At 72.6% G+C, this 16082-nt stretch carries 11 protein-coding genes; 9 read left to right on the top strand and 2 right to left on the bottom strand.

Translation table 11 applies throughout. The features are described from left to right. Positions 1–90 precede the first annotated feature (90 nt). The 7 genes from OG866_RS30200 (at position 91) to OG866_RS30170 (ending at position 10503) form a co-directional block, all read left to right on the top strand. Complete coding sequence (locus tag OG866_RS30200; protein WP_329339545.1) at positions 91–1125, top strand: MerR family transcriptional regulator; 1035 nt, start codon at positions 91–93, stop codon at positions 1123–1125. 88 nt (positions 1126–1213) lie between these two features. Next, entirely contained in the window at positions 1214–2674 is a 1461-nt protein-coding gene (locus tag OG866_RS30195; RefSeq protein WP_329339544.1) for an acyl-CoA synthetase, read from the top strand. Then, positions 2667–4016: a carboxyl transferase domain-containing protein gene (locus OG866_RS30190; RefSeq protein WP_329339542.1), complete on the top strand. Its 1350-nt coding sequence runs from the start codon at positions 2667–2669 to the stop codon at positions 4014–4016. Before OG866_RS30195 ends, OG866_RS30190 begins: the two co-directional genes overlap by 8 nt. Positions 4017–4202: 186 nt before the next feature. Further along, positions 4203–5240: a rod shape-determining protein gene (locus OG866_RS30185; RefSeq protein ID WP_059191590.1), complete on the top strand. Its 1038-nt coding sequence runs from the start codon at positions 4203–4205 to the stop codon at positions 5238–5240. A 9-nt stretch (positions 5241–5249) separates the two neighbouring features. Further along, a complete protein-coding gene (locus OG866_RS30180; RefSeq protein ID WP_329339539.1) occupies positions 5250–6650 on the top strand; it encodes a GAF domain-containing sensor histidine kinase in 1401 nt (466 codons plus the stop codon). 86 nt (positions 6651–6736) lie between these two features. Next, positions 6737–9355, top strand: a complete 2619-nt coding sequence (locus OG866_RS30175; protein WP_329339538.1) for an ATP-binding protein — start codon at positions 6737–6739, stop codon at positions 9353–9355. Further along, positions 9352–10503 carry a hypothetical protein gene (locus OG866_RS30170; RefSeq protein WP_329339536.1) on the top strand — a complete coding sequence of 384 codons (1152 nt, stop codon included), beginning with the start codon at positions 9352–9354 and terminating at the stop codon, positions 10501–10503. Before OG866_RS30175 ends, OG866_RS30170 begins: the two co-directional genes overlap by 4 nt. A 17-nt stretch (positions 10504–10520) precedes the next feature. Here the strand turns inward: OG866_RS30170 and OG866_RS30165 are convergent, their stop codons facing one another. Next, complete coding sequence (locus tag OG866_RS30165) at positions 10521–11504, bottom strand: anti-sigma factor RsbA family regulatory protein (protein WP_329339534.1); 984 nt, start codon at positions 11502–11504, stop codon at positions 10521–10523. Between the two features lie 201 nt (positions 11505–11705). Between OG866_RS30165 and OG866_RS30160 the strand changes: the two genes are divergently transcribed. Together OG866_RS30160 and OG866_RS30155 are read left to right on the top strand one after the other, a co-directional pair. Then, positions 11706–12407 carry an ANTAR domain-containing protein gene (locus OG866_RS30160; RefSeq protein WP_329339532.1) on the top strand — a complete coding sequence of 234 codons (702 nt, stop codon included), beginning with the start codon at positions 11706–11708 and terminating at the stop codon, positions 12405–12407. A 246-nt stretch (positions 12408–12653) separates the two neighbouring features. Continuing rightward, a complete protein-coding gene (locus tag OG866_RS30155) occupies positions 12654–15056 on the top strand; it encodes a M4 family metallopeptidase (protein ID WP_329339530.1) in 2403 nt (800 codons plus the stop codon). Between the two features lie 2 nt (positions 15057–15058). Here the strand turns inward: OG866_RS30155 and OG866_RS30150 are convergent, their stop codons facing one another. Beyond that, positions 15059–16009 carry an expansin EXLX1 family cellulose-binding protein gene (locus OG866_RS30150; RefSeq protein WP_329339528.1) on the bottom strand — a complete coding sequence of 317 codons (951 nt, stop codon included), beginning with the start codon at positions 16007–16009 and terminating at the stop codon, positions 15059–15061. Between the last annotated feature and the right edge of the window lie 73 nt (positions 16010–16082).

Genomic DNA, 16082 nt, shown 5'->3' with positions numbered 1-16082 from the left:
TCGCAGGCTAACCGGAGGGACCGCAACCGCGGCAACCCGTTTGACCTTCCCCCTCGGTGAAGCTCCAGCATCGAGCCAGGGAGGACGACCATGCTGACGATCGGTGCCTTCGCGCGGGCATGCCGGCTCTCACCGAAGGCCCTGCGCCTGTACGACGAGCTGGACCTGCTGCGCCCCGCGCGCGTCGACCCGGACACCGGGTACCGCTACTACGCGCCGGCCCAGCTGGAGCAGGCCCGGCTGGTGGCCTGGCTGCGGCGGATCGGGATGCCGCTGGCCCGGGTCCGCGAGGTGTGCGCCCTCACGCCGGACGCCGCCGCCGGGGAGATCCGGGCCTACTGGGACCAGGTGGAGGCGGAGACGGCCCAGCGCCGCGACCTGGCCGCCTTCCTGGTCGACCACCTCACGACGGCCGACCGACAGGAAGCAGACCCGGTGCTGGAGCTGCGCTACGCCGCCCACTCGGACCCGGGCCGGGTCCGCCGCCACAACCAGGACACGGCCTACGCGGGCACCCGCCTGCTCGCGGTCGCGGACGGCTTCGGGCCCGGGGGCACGCCGATGAGCAGGGCGGCCGTGGAGGCGCTGAAGTCGCTGGAGACACGGGAGGTCCCCGCGGGTGACGTCCTCAACCTCCTCCAGGAGACGGTGGAGGCGGCGACGGAAGCGGTCGGGCACGACTCGGGCACCACCCTCACCGCCCTCCTGTGGACCGGCTCCCGCCTCACCCTGGTCCACATCGGCGACTCCCGCGCGTATCTCCTGCGCGACGGCGCCCTGTTCCGCATCACGCACGACCACACCCTCGTCCAGTCCCTGATCGACGAGGGCCGGCTGACCCCGGAGGAGGCCACGTCCCACCCCCGACGCACGCTGCTCCTGCGGGCCCTTGGCACCACGCCCCCGGACCTGCGCCTCCAGGACGCGGCCACCGGCGACCGCTACCTCCTCTGCTCCGACGGCCTGTCGACCGTTCTCCCCGACGCCCGCATCCGCACCGCCCTCACCGCCGCCGACTCGCCCGAGACGGCCGTCCACACGCTGGTCGACGCGGCGAACGAGGCCGGCGGCCCGGACAACGTGAGCTGTGTGGTGGCGGACGTGGTGGGAGCACGGAAGGTCTGAGGCGGGCGTTTCTTCCGGCGGCCGATGGTGTACGGAGGGATCGTGGCGACAGATGCCGACAGACGGCGACAGTGAAGGAGTACGACGCGTGTCCTCCCTTTTCCCGGTACTTTTCCCGGCCCTCACCGACGGCCCGCCCGAACGGGCAGCGCTGCGGTTCGGCGAGCGTTCCCTGACGTACGGCGAGCTCGCCGCCGTCACCGGTGCCCTCGCGCGGCGGATCGCCGGGGCGGGCAGAGTGGCCGTCTGGGCGACTCCGGCGCTGGAGACCGCGGTGGCGGTGGTGGCGGCGCTGGAGGCCGGTGTCGCCGCCGTACCGCTCAACCCCAGGTCCGGGGAGAAGGAGCTCGGGCACATCCTGTCCGACAGCGCGCCGACGCTGGTCCTGGCCGCACCCGGCGACGAACTCCCGTCCGCACTGGGGAACCTGGAACGCCTGGACGTCTCGGCGCAGCCCACCACGGGCGGCGCCTTCCCCCACCCGGACGTCTCCGCCGAGACTCCCGCCCTCGTCGTCTACACCTCCGGTACCACCGGCCCGCCCAAGGGCGCGGTCATCCCGCGCCGGGCGGTCGCCGCGACCCTGGACGCGCTCGCGGACGCCTGGCGTTGGACCGGCGAGGACGTGCTGGTGCACGGGCTGCCGCTGTTCCATGTGCACGGTCTGGTGCTGGGCACCCTGGGCCCGCTGCGGCGCGGGGGTTCGGTGCGCCACCTGGGCCGTTTCTCCACGGAGGGCGTGGCACGCGAGCTGAACGCCGGTGCGACGATGCTGTTCGGGGTGCCGACGATGTACCACCGGATCGCCCAGGCCCTCCCCGAGGACCCCGAGTTGGCGAAGGCCCTGGCCGGAGCCCGCCTCCTGGTCTCGGGCTCGGCCGCCCTGCCCGTGCACGACCACGAGCGCATCACGGCCGCGACCGGCCGCCGGGTGATCGAGCGGTACGGCATGACGGAGACCCTGATGAACACGAGCGTGCGCGCGGACGGGGAGGCGCGCGCGGGCACCGTCGGCGTGCCGCTGCCGGGCGTGGAGCTGCGGCTCGTGGAGGAGGACGGGGCGCCGATCACGTCGTACGACGGTGAGACGGTGGGTGAGATCCAGGTGCGCGGGACGAACCTGTTCACCGAGTACCTCAACCGGCCGGACGCGACGGCGGCGGCGTTCACGGCCGACGGCTGGTTCCGCACCGGCGACATGGCGGTGCGCGATCCCGACGGGTACGTCAGGATCGTCGGCCGCAAGGCCACCGACCTGATCAAGAGCGGGGGTTACAAGATCGGGGCGGGTGAGATCGAGAACGCGCTCCTGGAGCATCCGGGGGTACGGGAGGCGGCGGTGACCGGCGAGCCGGACGCGGACCTGGGTGAGCGGATCGTCGCCTGGATCGTGCCGACGGATCCCCAATCGCCTCCGCTCCTCGACGAGTTGGCCGACCACGTCGCCCTCCGACTCGCCCCGCACAAGCGACCGCGTGTCGTCCACCACCTGGACGCCCTGCCCCGCAACGACATGGGGAAGATCATGAAGCGGGCCCTGCATGCCTGAGCGCCTGTCCGCCCGCGAGGCCCTGGCCCTGGTGACCGACGACTTCACCGAACTCCCGCACCCGGAGCGGGAATCGGGCCCACCGGACGGCCCGCTCGCCTGGGCGGGCTACGGCGACTCGCGTGCCCGCGCCGCCGAGCGCACCGGCGAGGAGGAATCGGTCGTGTGCGGAACGGGACACGTCGAGGGCGCCCGGGCCGTGCTGATCGCGTTCGAGTTCGGCTTCCTCGGCGGGTCGCTGGGCGTGCGGACCGGCGACCGGCTGGAGGCGGCGTACCGCCATGCCCGCGCACACCGGCTCCCCGTGGTCCCGTTGGTCGCGACGGGCGGCAGCCGGATGCAGGAGGGCATGCTCGCGCTGACCCAACTCCAGCGGGTGGCACGCCAGTCGGCGCTCACGCGCGAGGCGGGCCTGCCGCAGATCGCCGTCCTGCGCGACCCCACCACGGGCGGCGGCTGGGCCACCCTCGGCGCGGGTGCCGACGTGACCCTCGCGCTGCCCGGCGCCCAGGTCGGCTTCGCGGGCTCCCGGGTCCGCCCGGCGGACGCGGACCCGGCGGCGTACACGGCGCGGGCACAGGTCGCGGCGGGCGCCGCCGACGCCGTGGTGGAGCCGGAAAAGCTCCGGGAGACGCTGGGCCGCTGGCTGCGGCTGCTGACGCGGCCGAGCGACGGTCCGGCGCCGGTGCCCGCCCCGCTCGGCACGACGGACCTGCCCGCGACCGGCTGGGAGGCGGTCCGCCGCGCCCGTTCCCCGCAGCGCCCCCGGGCGACGGCCTACCTGGACGCCTACTTCACGCACCGCCTGTCCCTCTCCGGTGACCGGTGCGGCGGCACCGATCCCGGGATGCTCTGCGGCTTCGGCGAGCGGGACGGCCGTACGGTCGCCTACGCGGCGCAGACCGGGACGGCGACCCGCCCGGCGGGCTACCGCACGGCCACCCGGCTGATCCGGCTGGCGGACCGGCTCGGCATCCCGGTGCTGACGCTGGTGGACACGCCCGGCGCCGCCAATGACGCGGAGGCCGAGCGGCAGGGTGCGGGCGCGGCGATCGCGGACCTGTTCCTGACGGTCGCCGCCGCCCGCACCCCCGTCACCACGCTCCTGATCGGCGAGGGCGGCTCGGGCGGCGCACTGGCACTGGCGGCACCGGGCAGCACCTGGGCCACGCCCGACAGCTACTTCTCGGTGATCGCCCCGGAACTGGCGACGGCCATCCTGAAACGCCCGGCCACCGAGGTCGAACCGACAGCGAACCAACTCCGCATCCGACCCCAGGACCTGAGGGAGCTGGGCGTGATCCGCGACGACGGACAGGTGCCGACCGGGGCTGACGGATAGGCGCCGCCCCGGGCTCCGGACAACCCTTATCCAATATTTACATGGGACATAAGCCGCAAAACCCCCCATTCAGCCGCGCCCCACACAGCCCCCTCCAAAAGGCGCCCCACCCCCGGCCCCCACACGATGCCAGTGAGGCCCGCCACCCGGCGCGCCCCCCGGTCTGTGCTCTCGGGAGGACCTGCCATGACCGCCAGTCTGGAGCAGCTGCGCCGCTGCCACTTCGCCGTCGACCTGGGCGCGGCGAGGACGCGGGTGTACGTGAAGGGCGCCGGGCTCGTCGTCGACCAGCCGTCCGTCGCCGCCGTGAACACCCGCACCGGCGCGCTGATCGCGGTCGGCGACTTCGCGGAGAAGATGACGGGCCGCACCCCCGACTACATCCGTGTCGTCCGCCCCGTCTCCGGCGGCACCGTCGTCGACATCGAGATGGCGCAGCGCATGCTGCGGCACCTGCTCGGCGACAAGATCCGCCGCTCGCTGCGCCGCAAGCCGATCCTGCGCGCCGCCGCCTGCACCCCGCACGACGCGGACCCGCTGGCCCAGCGTGCCGCCATCGAGACCCTGGTCGGTCTGGGCGCCCGCCGCGTGGAGCTGGTGGACACCCTCATCGCCGCCGCGGTGGGCTGCGGACTGCCCGTGGAGCGGCCCGAGGCCACCATGGTGCTGGTCTGCGGCGCGGCGGCCACCCAGGTCGCCGTCCTCTCCCTCGGCTCGATCGTGAACGCCGTCCGCATCCCCGTCGGCGGCGAGGCCGTCGACCACGCGATCGTGCAGCACCTGCGCCACCAGCACGAGCTGATGCTGCCGAGCCAGTCCGTACGACCGCTCCAGCTCGCCCTGTCCGGGAACGGTCTGACCGCCTCGGGGCCCGCCTCCACCGAGATCCACGGCCGTGACGTCGCCACCGGTCTCGCCCGTTCCGTCCAGGTCGACACCGCCGCCGTCCGCGACGCGATCCAGACCCCGCTCACGGCCGTCCTGGACGGCATCGGCAAGGTGCTGCGGGACTGCCCGCCCGACCTGGTGGCCGACCTCGCCGACCGCGGCATCATGATGGTCGGCGGCAGCGCCCTGCTCCCCGGCTTCGACCAGATGCTGCGCCAGGCGACGGGCATGCCGGTGCACATCGCGGAACGCCCCGAGGTGTGCGCGGTGGAGGGCCTGGGCGCGATGCTGGAGGGCCGTATCGAGCCGCTGGCGCTGGACCCGATCACCGACTAGGCGAGCCCCGTGACCGGCGCGGACCCGCTCCCGCCCCTCCTGGAGGCCGTCCTCAGCGTCGGCACCGACCTCGAACTGCGCACCACTCTCCAGCACATCGTGGACGCCGCCGCCGAGCTCACCGGCGCCCGGTACGCCGCGCTCGGGACGGCCGACCCGGGCCAGGACGGGCTCCTGGAGATGCGCACCCCGGGCGGCGCGATGCCGGCGACCGCCGCGGTCACCGTGCCGATCCGGGTGCGGGACGAGGAGTTCGGCACCCTGCATCTCGCGGGGAAGGAGACGTTCACCCCCGAGGACGAGCAGCTCCTGCACGTCCTCGCCGCCCAGGCCGGCATCGCGATCGGCAACGCCCGGCTGTACGAGGCGGCCCGGCAGCGGGAGCGGTGGATCGAGGGGGCCGCGGCCGTCACGACGGCGCTGCTGAGCGACGGGTCGGCGGCCGACGCCCTGACGACCGTCGCCGAACGCGCCCGCATCCTCGCCGACGCCTCCGCCGGCGTCATCCTCCAGCCCACCGAGGCGGGCGGCATGGAGATCGTGACCGCTTCGACGTACGGCGATCCCGGTGACATCGTCGGCACCACCATCGCCCCCGGGAGCCCGGTCCTGAAGCAACTCCTGGGCGGGGAACCGGTGTTCGTCGACGACTCGGCGACCGACCCCCGGATGACGACCCACGTACGGCACCGCTTCGGGCCCAGCATGATGCTGCCGCTCCAGGCCGACGGCCGGCTGATCGGCACCCTGGCCCTCCCGCGCCGGCGCGGCGACCGCCCGTACACCTCCGTCGAACGCCTGCTGGCCGTCCAGTTCGCCTCCCAGGCCGCCCTCGCCCTCGTCCTCGCGGACGCCCAGCACCGCCGTGAGCTCCTCGCCGTCTTCGAGGACCGCGACCGTATCGCCCGCGATCTGCACGACCTGGTCGTCCAGCGGCTGTTCGCCACCGGGATGATGCTGGAGTCGACCCAGCGGCGGAGCGGGGCGGAGGACGTCCGGGAGACGCTGGGCAGGGCGGTCGACGAGCTCCAGTCGACCATCCAGGAGGTGCGGACGACGATCTTCGCGCTCCAGCAGCCGCCCGCCGACGCCCCGACCACCTTCCGGGGCAGGGTGTTGCGGGAGACGGCGGGGGCGGCGGCCGTGCTGGGGTTCGCGCCGTCGGTCCGGTTCACGGGGGCCGTGGAGAGCCGGGTTCCCGAGCAGGTCGCCGGGCAGCTGCTGACCGCCCTGCGGCGGGCGCTGGCCGAGGCGTCGCGCCGGTCGGGGGTGGGGCGTATCGAGGTCGCCGTGGACGCCACGGCGGTGCTGCCGGACGGGCGGGACGGGGTGCGGCTGACGGTGCGCGACGACAGGGCGGCCGGGGACGGGGACGCGGGGACCACGGTCACCTGGCAGGCGCCGTCGTGAACCCCTCCCCCGGCTGAAGATCCGGCGATACCCTTCCGAATACCCCTTTTGGCGCGCCGAGTTGGGGTCTACGGGGGAGGTCGCCCATGCCTGAGATGTCGTTCGACTTCGAGGGTCTCATCCAGATGATCGCGAACAACCTCTACAGCGAGAAGAAGGTGTTCATTCGCGAGCTGATCCAGAACGCGCACGACGGGATCCGCAGGCGGGCCTGGGCGGACGGGGTGGCGGGCCGGATCGACGTGGAGACCCGGCCGCAGGACCTGGAGATCACCGTCCGGGACACCGGCATCGGCATGAACGAGACGGACCTCGTCAAGTACCTGTCGAACGTCGGCAAGAGCCTCACCAAGCAGGAACGCGAGCAGGACGACACCCTGATCGGCCAGTTCGGCATCGGGTTCCTGGCCGCGTTCGTGGTGGCCTCCAAGGTGCGGGTGACGACCCGGAAGGTGGGCGAGGACACCGGCTGGCTGTGGGAGAACGAGGGCAGCAAGGAGTACCGGCTCACCGAGCACGAGGTCGCGACGCCGGGCACCACCGTCACCGTCTCCCTGGCCGGCGTCGAGGACCGCGGCATCATCCAGGAGTCCGAGGTCCGCGCGCTGATCCGGCGCTACGCCGACATGCTCACCACGCCGATCCACCTCAACGGCTCGCGCGAGCCCGAGAACACCATGCACATGCCGTGGGAGAAGGGCGGCCTCACCCCGGAGGAGCTCAGCTACGACCTGCGGTACTACGTGGAGCGCACGCTCAACGACCGGGTGCTGGAGGTCATCCCGGTCCAGTTGCGCGGGGAGGTGAGGGCGGAGGGCGTCCTCTACATCACCCGCGACCGCTTCTACACCGTCGACCAGCCCCGCATGATCCGGGTGTTCCAGCGCCGGATGTTCCTGTGCGAGGACCAGCCGGACATCCTGCCCCAGTGGGCCCGGTTCGTGAACGGCGTGATCAACACCCCGGACCTGACGCCCACGGCGGCCCGCGACAACTATCTGCGGGACGACCAGTGGGCGGCCCTGCGCGACGCGCTCGGCAACCTCGTCATCGAGCACCTCGAACGCCTCCGCGACTCCCAGCGGGAGCGGTTCGCGGGGATCGCCCGCTACCACCGGATGAGCTTCGCCGCGGCCAGCTACTACTACGAGGAGTTCTTCGCAAAGTTCGCCGACCTGCTGCTGTGGCGGACCAACCGGCTCCCGGACGAGCCCGGCGACGACAGCGTGAGCGACCCGCTGGAGAGCACCGGCACCGGTGTCGCCCTGCGCACGCTCCCCGAGATCCTGGACCGGCTGCCCGGCGCGCCCGGCCAGACCAAGACGCTCCAGTGTGTGACCGGCGCCGACGCCGCCCGCCAGTTCTTCAAGATCGCCAACGCGGCCAAGACCACGGTGGTGGACGCCAGTTACCTGTTCGAGCCCGAACTCCTCGACGCCTACACCGGTCTGCCCGGCGTCAATCTGCGGCTGGTCCACATCGACCGGGAGGACGCCCCGTCCGGCGACGCCATCTTCCGGCCGGCCGGCGGGGAGGACAGCGTGGCGGTGCAGAAGCTCGCGGACCGGATGAGCGCGGTGCTGCGCACCCCCCAGGGCCACGCCATCCGTACCGAGGCCCGGGAGTTCGAGCCCCCGGACATCGCGGCGGTGCTGCGGACGGACGCGCGGACGGAGGCCCAGATCAAGGCCGAGGAGGTGCTTCTCGACCCCAACGCCTCCCCCGGGACACGGGAGATGGCCGAGGCGGTCCAGCGCATGATGCGCGGCACCGGCCAGCGGCTGACCATCAACGCCCGCAACGACCTGGTGCAGCGCCTCGCCGCGCACCAGGGCACCGCCGACGTCGAGGTCAGGAAGCTGATGCGGGCGCTGTACCACAGCGCGGTGCTGGCCAACGGGCAGTTGATCAGCGCCCAGGCGGCCACCGCCTTCCACGACCAGTTGCAGCAGCTGATGGGCCGCAGCCTGGAGGCGCTGGAACTGGAGGCCCGCTGCAAGGCGCTGGACGACCGGCTGCGGGCGGTGCAGAACCGCAGCCGGGCGAGCGACGGGAAGCGGTCCGACCACCGCAGCTTCTTCATGATCACCCCGTTCGCCGACCGCTACCGCCCCGTGGTCGAGGCCTGCCGTGAAGTGGTCGAGCACCACTGGGGTTTCGAGCTCGTCCTGGCCAACGACCGGCTGGAGTCCGACCGGCTCCTCGACAACGTCCAGATCCTCATGGACGCGGCCGACGGCTTCATCGCCGAGATCACCGACAGCAACCCCAATGTGATGTTCGAACTCGGCGCCGCCTTCACCGACCGCCGGGACCGCCCGGTCGTCCTGCTGCGCGAGAACGCCGCCGCCACCGACGGCACCGAACTCCCGGCCGACCTGCGGGCGATGCTGTACATCGAGTACTCGCTCGCCGACATGTCCCTCGCGGAGACGCTGCGGGCCGCGATGTGGCGGTCGGGCGACATCCGCGAACTGCTCGGCAGGGCCGGCCACCCCCGCTACATCTCGCCCCGGCGGCTCGCCGACCTCATCGCCCCGGTCGTACTGCCCGCGACCTCCCTCGACCAGCTCGCCGCGCGCTACCGCACCGCCCAGGACTGGCTCAGCGCGCAGCCCGAGGAGGTGGGCAGGCTGCTCGGGCGGGAGAACCAGGACCTGGCTCCGATCATCATCGGCCGGGTGCGGCAGGCGGGCGAGGAATGAGTCCGGACGAGTACGCCGACCTGATGGAAAAGGCGAGGGAGGCGTACCGCGGCGGTGACATGTGGACCGCGGGCCTGCTGTACGAGCGGGCGTACCAGCTGGCCGCGGAGTTCGGCGACAAGCAGGCGGCGTTCGACGCGCTCCGGGAGGCGGCCGACGCCTGGTCCTACTCGGCCGACCCGGACCGCGGCATCCGGCTGCTCCTGGAGGCACGGCAGCAACTGGAGTACCTGCACGACGCCGAGGGCCAGTACTGGCTGCACACCGTGTTCCTGATGCACGCCATCGACGAGGACCTGACCGTCGGCGACCTGGACCACGAGATGGACGTCCTGGCGGAGTTCGCGGTCCGCGCCTGGGGCGACGAGGGCCCCAGGACCCACTACTTCAGGAGCGCGCTGCTCGCCAACCGGGGGAACTGGGCCGCCGCGCTGGACGCCGCGGAGCGGTCCTGGGCCGGCCGGGAGGGTCCGGGACCGCAGACCTACTCGTCCCATGCCGCCTCCGCCGCCTGCTACTTCTGTCTACAGCTCGGCCGGCGCGAGGAGGCCGCGCGGTGGGCGGAACTGGTCGGGTCGACGCGGGAGGAGCCGGTCGCGCCCTGGCAGCTGGCCAAGTGCCGGTGCAATCTGGCGCAGTTCGGCAACGACGGCCCGGCCGCCCGGTCGGCCTCCCGACAGCTCGACGCCCTGTCCAATCCGGAGATGCCGGGCGATGCCCTGGTCGCGGCCGAGGAGTCGGTCTACTCACTGCTCCTGTCCGCCGACGAGGGCGACCCCGCGGACCCCGCCCACCTGATCCGGCTGCGGCTCGCCCATCAGCCGCTCCCCGAACGCCTGCCGTTCTGGTCCCGCTACGACTGGCATCGCGCCCTGGCCTGTCTGGAGCTGGCCGGCGTCCGCCACGCCGCGGGCCTGCCTCCTGTCGACGACCGCTTCCACGCCGCCCCGGGACCCCTCCCCGATCCGGCGACCGCCCGCCTGCCCGCCGAGGTCCTCCCCCGCCTGGCGGCCTTCGAGCGCGCCTGCGACGCCGCCCTCCACCACGCCGTCGCGTCCGACACCCGCTTCAGCTGCACCTGGCGCCAACAGGACCTGGCCGCCCTGCGCCGGCGCGGCGCGGCCATGGCCGCCGTCTTCCGCGCCTGACGCCGCGCACCCGACGGTCAGCGCCCGAACCAGCACCGTACGGCCGTCCCCGCCCCGTCGGTGTGGGTCCGGACCAGGTCCGCCACCAGGTTGACCAGCAGCAGCCCCCGCCCGCCGGGCCGGGCCGGCGGAGCCGGGCGGCGCCCCGCGAGAGGGTCGGTCAGCACGCCCGAGTCCCGCACCTCGCACACCACCGCCCCGTCCGTCCCGCCCTCCCCCCACACCCGCAGCACCCCACGACCGCCCCCGTGCACCACGCTGTTGGTGGTCAGCTCGGCCGCGACCAGCACCAGGTCGCGCACCCGGGCCGCGGCCAGCCCCAGCCGGCCCGCCTCGTCGGCGGCACGGTGGCGGACCTCGGCCAGCGAGCCGCCGTCGAAGGGGAAGCACACGGCCGACACCTCCGGCGCGGCGGCCAGCGGCTCGTTGTAGCGGGCGACCACCGTCTCCGGCGCGTACGCCTCGCTGTCCGCGGGCCTGCCGTCGTGGATGACCGTGGGATGGGTGGCGTGGGCGTCGGCGAGCACCCGGCTGTCGAGGCGCCGGACGTCGTACGGGCACAGGATGGTCGCCGTACGGCCCGCGAAGGCGGCGTTGATCAGGGCCTCGTGCTGGACGCAGGCGGGGTACTCGACGGAGCTGCGGCCCGCCCAGATCGGTTCGCCGACGATCCGTACCCGGCGCCCCGCCGGCTGCGCGTCGGCGAAGGCCCGCAGCACCCCGGGGATGATCCGCCCGGGGTTGCGGCCGGCCTCACGCATGTCGAGCAGACGTACGGATTCGGCGTCGGCCCCGAGCCCCTCCCGCACGAGCCGGAGATTCTCCCCGGGCACCGCCACGGCGACGGGCTCCCCCGCGGCGAGCCCTTCCCGGACGAAGCGGAGCGTGCCGTCGAGGTAGTCCCGGGTGTCCCGGTAGAACAGCGCGAGATGGACGAACGCCCCGGCCTCGGCCGCACCGTCCGACCGGCCGGGCCCGCCCAGCCCGCTCGCGCCGCTCATGCCGTGTCACTCATGCCGTGCCGCTCATACAGCTCCCCGCTGATCCTCGACGAAACCGCGCGTACCCACCGCGGGGCCGATCATTCCCGCCGGGCGGGTGTAGCCCGCCGCGCGCAGGGCAGGCGCTAGTCAGCCGTACGAACGGACCCGAACAGGGCGTACGGCACGGTGACGACGGACGGGGACCGACGAGGCGGGGACATGGACTCAGCGGCGCACACCACTCTCGCGGGGCGGCTCAAGCCCCTGGTCATCAACGGACGTACCTACGAGGGCCGCGCCGAGCTGAGGCCGCGCGGCGAGCTCGTGCACGGCTGCGCGGACGTCCTGGACGAGACGCTGACGGCCCTGCCGTCCGATGTCCGCCGGGTCGAACTGGACATGGCCGACGTGGTGTTCATGGACACGGCGGGGCTCCAGTTCCTGGAACGGCTCGACCACTACCGCCGCCTCCGGCACATCCCCGTGGCCGCCACGCACTGGAGCGGCCAGCCGCGCCGCATCCTGGAACTCGCCGGCCTCGACACCACCGACCCGCTGCACGCGACACCGCCGCCCGCGACGGCGTCCGCCCCCGCTCCCGAGGCCGATCCGCCGGCCTGCTCCGTGGTGGCCCTGGAGCGCGCGGAACAGCTGCACATGCTGCGCACGGAGGTCCGGCAGCTGCGGCAGGCGATCGTCTCCCGGCCGGTGATCGACCAGGCCCGCGGCATCCTCATGGCCGCCCACGCCTGTACGCCGGACGACGCCTGGCACATCCTGCGCGAGACGTCGCAGCTGTCCAACACCAAGCTGCACACGGTCGCCGCGGCGCTCACCGCCGGCGCCGGGACCGACGGCCCGCCGCCGCCCGAGGCGGTGCGCACGGCCCTGCGCACGGCGGTCACGCGCCGCCTCCACTGAGGCCGTCCCGCCACGGGACACAGGCCCGACACAGAGGACACACAGGCGGGTAGAGGGTTAACCCTCTACGGCCGCCGCACAGCCCTCGATTGACCGCCGCACGCATGACATGCCTACGTCAATCCTGTCATTCTCCCTCCACCTGCTCGGCCCTGCACTGCACCGCTCAGCCCGACCCGGACAGCACATCCGTCTGCCCGGTCTGTCACCGGCCGCCGGCGTGCGGCCGTCGCAGTAGGAGCAAGAGTGAGACGAACCCCCCGTCCGGCGGCCACCGCCGGAGCCCTGGCGGCCACGGCCGCGCTGCTGGCCCTCGGCTTGCAGGCGGTCCCCGCGACCGCGGCGCCCGCGTCCCCCCACCCGAGCCCGCTGCGCACCGGCGGCCTGGAGACCAAGCTCTCTCCGGCCCAGCGCACCGCGCTCATCAAGAGCGCCTCCGCGAAGACGGGCACGACCGCCCGGGCGATCGGCCTCGGCACCAAGGAGAAGCTGCTCGTCAAGGACGTCGTCAAGGACAACGACGGCACGCTGCACACCCGTTACGAGCGCACCTACGCCGGCCTCCCCGTCCTCGGCGGCGACCTGGTCGTCCACACGCCCCCGGCCTCGCAGGCCGCCGGCACCGTGAGCACCAGCTTCAACAACAACCGCCGTACCGTCTCGGTCAAGTCGACGACGGCGACGTTCGGCAAGTCCTCCGCCCGGTCGAAGGCGTTGAAGACCGCCAAGGCGCTCGACGCCACCAGCCCGGCCGCCGAGAGCGCCCGCAAGGTGATCTGGGCCGGCGAGGGCACCCCGAAGCTGGCCTGGGAGACGGTCGTCACCGGCTTCCAGGACGACGGCACACCCAGCAAACTGCATGTCATCACCGACGCCGGCACGGGCGCCGAACTCTCCCGCTTCGAGGGCATCGAGACCGGCACCGGCAACAGCCAGTACAGCGGCACGGTCACCATCGGGACCACGCTGTCCGGCTCGACGTACCAGCTGTACGACACCACGCGCGGCGGCCACAAGACGTACAGCCTCAACAACGGCACGTCCGGCACCGGCACGCTGATGACCGACACCGACGACACCTGGGGCACCGGGTCGGGGTCCAACACCCAGACCGCCGGGGTCGACGCGCACTACGGGGCGCAGGTCACATGGGACTTCTACAAGAACACCTTCGGCCGGAGCGGCATCAAGAACGACGGCGTCGCCGCCTACAGCCGCGTCCACTACAGCACGGCGTACGTCAACGCCTTCTGGGACGACGACTGCTTCTGCATGACCTACGGCGACGGCACCAGCAGCACCCACGCGCTGACCTCGCTGGACGTGGCCGGCCACGAGATGAGCCACGGCGTCACCTCCAACACGGCGGGGCTCAACTACACCGGTGAGTCGGGGGGTCTCAACGAGGCCACTTCCGACATCTTCGGCACCGGTGTGGAGTTCTACGCCAACAACTCGACCGACGTGGGCGACTACCTCATCGGCGAGAAGATCAACATCAACGGCGACGGCACACCGCTGCGTTACATGGACGAGCCCGACAAGGACGGTTCGTCGGCGGACAGTTGGTACTCGGGCGTCGGCAACCTGGACGTGCACTACTCGTCCGGCCCCGCGAACCACATGTTCTACCTGCTGAGCGAGGGCAGCGGCAGCAAGACCATCAACGGCGTCACCTACAACAGCCCGACCTCCGACGGGGTCGCCGTCGCCGGCATCGGCCGGGCCGCCGCCCTACAGATCTGGTACAAGGCGCTGACGACGTACATGACGTCCAGCACCAACTACGCGGGCGCCCGCACCGCCGCCCTCAACGCCGCCGCGGCCCTCTACGGCACCAGCTCCACGCAGTACGCCGGGGTCGGCAACGCCTTCGCGGGCATCAACGTCGGCAGCCACATCACGGTCCCGACCACCGGCGTCACGGTCACCAACCCGGGCAGCCAGACCTCGACCGTCGGCACCGCGGTGAGCCTCCAGATCAGCGCCGCCTCCACCAACGGCGGCACGCTGACCTACGCGGCGACCGGCCTGCCGACCGGCCTGTCGATCAGCAGCTCCACGGGCGCCGTCACCGGCACGCCGACCACGGCGGGGACGTACAGCTCGACCGTCACGGTCACGGACAGCACCGGCGCGACCGGCACCGCCTCCTTCACCTGGACGGTCAACTCCAGCGGCGGTGGAGGCAGTTGCACCTCCACGCAGCTGCTGGGCAATGCGGGCTTCGAGTCCGGGAACACCACCTGGACCGCGACCAGCGGTGTCATCACCAACGACAGTGACGAGGCCGCCCGCACCGGCTCGTACAAGGCCTGGCTGGACGGCTACGGCGCCACCCACACCGACACGCTCTCCCAGTCGGTGACCGTCCCGAGCGGCTGCACGGGCACCACGTTCACCTTCTATCTGCACATCGACACGGCCGAGACCACCACCAGCACCCAGTACGACAAGCTGACGGTCACCGCGGGTTCGACGACCCTGGCCACCTACTCCAACCTCAACGCGGCCTCCGGCTACGTCCAGAAGTCGTTCAGCCTGTCGGCCTTCGCGGGCACGACGGTGACGCTGAAGTTCTCCGGCGTCGAGGACTCCTCGCTCCAGACGAGCTTCGTCGTCGACGACACGGCGGTGACGACCAGCTGAGTTCAGTGCCGGGCGAACTGCAGGCTCGTCCCCTGCACGACGTTCGGCCTGAGGGCGATCCCGTCCACCGTCAGCTGCTCCCCGTAGATGTCGGTGACGCGGATCGCCCCACCACAGCCGGCACCCGCCTCGGAGAGGAAGTAGTTGTACTCGGCGCGGGGCAACACGGTCCAGCCGCCGCTGGTACGCACCTCCAGCCTCGCCACCGGATTCCGGTGGCCGAGCACCTGGATACCGCACCAGTAGCGGCTGGACCCGGTCTTGTACCGGACCGAGAGCGTGTCGGTGGTGCCGGGGCTCACCAGGCTCCAGGTGATGGGTATCTCGCCCTTGACCGGCGCGGCCAGCTTCGCGAAGGCCTGGGCGCTGAGGTCGAGTTGACCGACCCTGCAGGGCGCGGGGCACTCGTTCGTGATCCGCACGGTGATCGACGCTCCGCTCGCGGCCCGGACCTGGACGTACGCCCCGCACGCCTTGGACGACTCGTAGTCGGCGGTGTTCATGGCGGCGGTCATGACGTCGCCGGCCGGGCCGAAGGTGCAGGCGCCGTCGCCGTTCCCGGCGTCGTAGAAGGTGGCGACTCCGCTGTAGGTGACCCCGGGCTTGATCCGCCCCGCCAACGAGCCGGTGCCGGAAGGGGCTTTGGGGGTGCTGGTGGCCTTGGGGCGCTTGGACGCGGTGGCCTTCGGGGTGGCGGACTTCTTCTTCGAGGCGCTGGGAGTCGGCGAAGCGCTCGCGGACGGCTTCCGCGTCGCCGCCGGGGACGACGAGGTGACCGCCGCCGAACTGCTGCTGTCGGCCACGGACACGGCCGTCCCTGAGCCGGCGTCGGAGTGGCCGCCGGGCCGGAACGCCACGATCACGGACGCGAGGAGCGCGACGGCCCCCACCGCGACGGCGATGAGAAGGGCGCGCGACTTGGGGGGACGGCGGTGCGAGGAGGGAGGCGCCACGGCTGAGGTCCTTGTGTGTCGGGTGGGGCTTCGGGGACGGAAGCCTTCGACGTACAGTCGCCGCAGGATCCCA

It is taken from the genome of Streptomyces sp. NBC_00663, from assembly GCF_036226885.1.
GTDB lineage: Bacteria > Actinomycetota > Actinomycetes > Streptomycetales > Streptomycetaceae > Streptomyces.
The sequence above is the reverse complement of the archived record's forward strand: the minus strand, read 5'-3'. Positions and strand labels throughout refer to the sequence as shown.